Consider the following 3,524-nt stretch of genomic DNA (forward strand, 5'->3'; position numbering starts at 1 on the left):
CCGCTTTGTCCAAGATCTCCGCGACCGGAACGTCACTCCTCATGTGGCCCGGAAACGGAAGGGCTCGGCCATCGACGGGCGCACGACCCGCCATGCTGGCTACGCCATGAGTATTTATGTGCGTAAACGGATCGAGTCCATCTTCGGCTGGATGAAGACCGTGGGCGGGATGCGCAAGACCCGATTCCGTGGCCTGGAGCGGGTCAGTCTGCACTTCTCCCTCGTGGCCACCGCATACAATCTGGTGCGCATGGCGCGATTGGGAGTGGCGTGATGGGAGAGCTGCGTCCAGAATCCAGGAAACGGCAGGAAAAACCCACAAAAAAGGCAAAAACAGGATCGGCAAGAGCCTCAACTGAGCAAATTTTTAGACGGCCAGGAAGAATTCCGAAGTTTTTGCAGATTTTTCCGCAGCCTCTTAAGCCGGCGGTGGCTAGCTGATGCTATTTAGGAGATTTTCATGAGCAAAAAAAAAAGAAGTTAAAGCAGATGAATATGCACCTGCGTTCACTGCAACGCAACATTGATCGGTTGGCCGGCGAGCTGGCCAGCCAGCAGCTTTCCACCCCCCTTCAAATAGAGCCGCCCTCCAGCAGTAATAAGGCATTGGCAGATCCGTACAACACCTATGCCGCTGACATCCTGGAATCTGTACTGCCGCTGGTCCGCGCTCGCCGGCAGGAAATTACCAGTTTTTTCTATGGTCACCTGCGCGATGAAAGAGAAAAGATTCTGCAACTGCTGACCCCAAAGGAATCGGTGTCGCTGACAGAGATGCAGATGCGATATCTGGAACTCCTCTTTTCACCGGCCCTTTCCGCCCCGCAACACTACGAGATGGCGCTGCGAGCGGGTGAACGCCATGATGCAGTCAGCCTACCACCGAAGGAACTTGCCGAGTCCTACCAGGACTACCGCCGCGCCATCTATGCCCATCTGCCGGAACTGAGGCAATCCCATCAGCTGGCCATGCAGGTAGTGGAACAACGGCTCAATAATGACTTGGCCTGGCAGATGATGGGGGTCATGCAGGCCATGCAACAGCGCAACCACCATCTCAAAAAAATGAGCGATGCGCTGCACACCTTCATCAACCACGACGACCTGCTGGATTTCGTGCTGAACGGGTTGCGCGAGCTGCCTGGCATCGTCGGTGCCGGTATCGCTAGGTTCGCAACTGAGAACCAGTTGATTTGTAAAAAGGCCACCGGATTGGTGTTGCATAGGGATGCGTGCACCCCTGACGATTCCCGCCCCTTTCGAGATCAGCCACTATTGCAGGCCTGGCGGGAAGAGCGCCCTGTCTGGATCAACAGCGTCACCCACGAGATCAAAGATGAGGGTATCCGAGAAGCTGCCCGCCAGCTGGGCATCCGCAGCTACGCCATCATTCCGATAACCGATATTAAGCAGGCACCAGTGCTGCTGCTGGTGGTCTATAGCAACTGGCCCGGGTTTTTCCTCGCCCAGGACAAGCACTTTTTCTTTGAAAACCTAGCTCGCAATCTTTCCCCGCAGTTCAAGCACATGGAAGCGTCTCGCCAGCGTCATCTTGCAGAGCTTTCCGTTCAGCAACGGCAGCACTACCGCAAGCTGCTGGAAGACGGCAAGGTAGAGATAGTCTATCAGCCCATCATCGACCCCCTGGAGCATAGGGTCGTTAAGCTGGAAGCCCTAGCCCGGTTGGTGGATGAGAATGGCCAGAAACTCAGCCCCCACCATTTTCTAGGTGCCTTTGGCTCCAGTCAGCTGCTGACCTTGTTTGAGCAGGGACTGAAGCAAGCCTGCGAGACCCTGGCAGCCATTCACAAAACACAGGGGGAAATGATCGGCATCAGCATCAACTTCCCCACCGAGGCTTTTGAATACCCGCAGTTCATCCACCGCATCCATAGCATTGTTCAAAGCCATGGTCTGCCACCCAATCTCATCACACTGGAAATACTGGAATCGGGCAAACTGGATGAAAACAAGACCATCGAGGCTATTCATGCACTCAAAAAAATCGGCTTCTCCATCGCCATGGACGATGTAGGCAGTGGTGAGTCCTCCCTGCTGCGCATGAAATCCCTACCACTGGATGAGATCAAGATCGACCAGGGCTTCATCCACCCCCTGCTGAATAATCTGGATCACCTGGACTATGTCGATACATTGATTCGCCTTGCGACCAATCTAAACATCTCCTGCGTGGTGGAAGGTGTGGAAAACCAGGAGATCAACGACATGATCGGCGCGCTAGGATTTTCCTATCTGCAGGGGTATAGCATCCACAAGCCTATGACCCGATCAGAAGTTCTGGACTGGGTCGGCCAGTTTAACGCTCAAAAAGGAAATGTCTATTTCTATTCCGTTAAAGACTACCAAGTACAAATACTCTATACTTGGTATGCTCGCCACCTGAAACGGGCACGGCTAATTATAGAGGCGCTGCCCAATAACAATGACCTGCTCAACTTCGACATCGTCACACATTGGGAATCTTGCCCCATGACACATGCGCTAGAAACGCTGGGCATGAAGGATCACCCCCTATTTGAGGCGCACCGGATATTCCACGACACCGTTACTGACCTGCGTACCCGTATGATAGAAGGCCAAAACACCACAGCGCTGAAACAGCAGTTGAATCAGATCGTGCAACGAATCCGACAACTGGTACAGGAACATACCGCCAACATTAAACATTAGGGCACCTCGAAAAACCCCATTGGGACTAGTCTTTTGATAGAATAGAGCGTAGCTAGATGGCAGTGGGGATGCTGGAATGATTGCGCGCAGAACGGCGGTGAAGAACGATCTCTTGGCTGACGAAAGCTATTTGCAGAAGGTAGAAGCCTTGGGCGATCCCCTACAGAAGATCGAGGCAGTTGTCGACTTCTCCGCCTTGGCCGAAGCGGTGGAGAGAATTGCCCCGCGCCCAGAGCAGTCAAAAGGTGGGCGGCCTCCCTATCCTACTGAAGTAATGGTGCGGATACTGGTGCTCAAGCGCCTGCATGGCCTTTCCGACGAGCAGACCGAGTTTCAACTGCTGGATCGGCGTAGCTTCCGGCGCTTTTGTGGTTTGGAACATTCCCGCAACATTCCTGATCGCGCTACCATTTGGAATTTTGAGAACCGTCTGGGCGTCGAGGGAGTACAAGCGCTCTTTGTGGCATTGGATCGCCAGATTCGGGCCCACGGATTCGAAGCCCGAGCAGGGCAAATCATCGACGCCACCTTGGTCCCTGCCCCCAAACAGCATTTCACCAAAGAAGAAAAGGAACTGCTCGAGCAGCATGCGGTTCCCTGCCGACTGGAAAGCAGCCAAGCGCCGGCAGAAGGATGTCGATGCCAGCTGGACCAAGAAACATGGGAAGTCTTACCACGGTTACAAGTTCACCGTCAGCGTAGACCGCAAGCACAAGTTGATCCGGAATTGGATGGCCGACACAGCCAAAGTCCATGACTCCCAGCACCTGGAAGCCGTACTGGATGACTGGAACACCAGCGCCGAGATCTACGCCGACAAAGGCTATGTCGGT

Annotated in this window: 2 protein-coding genes and 1 pseudogene; all 3 read left to right on the forward strand. The window is 54.1% G+C overall.

The annotated features are described in order from the left end of the window. Nucleotides 1-274: transposase (locus RTI30_RS13310; protein ID WP_312284013.1), on the forward strand; the 274-nt coding region annotated here is incomplete at its 5' end. A gap of 215 nt (nt 275-489) precedes the next feature. Then, entirely contained in the window at nt 490-2,691 is a 2,202-nt protein-coding gene (locus RTI30_RS13315) for an EAL domain-containing protein (protein ID WP_312284014.1), read from the forward strand. 79 nt (nt 2,692-2,770) lie between these two features. Beyond that, nucleotides 2,771-3,524, forward strand: a pseudogene (locus RTI30_RS13320) (IS5 family transposase); the annotation flags it as partial.

The organism is Candidatus Igneacidithiobacillus taiwanensis (assembly GCF_031962545.1).
In the GTDB taxonomy this organism is placed as follows: Bacteria; Pseudomonadota; Gammaproteobacteria; order Acidithiobacillales; family Acidithiobacillaceae; genus Igneacidithiobacillus; species Igneacidithiobacillus taiwanensis.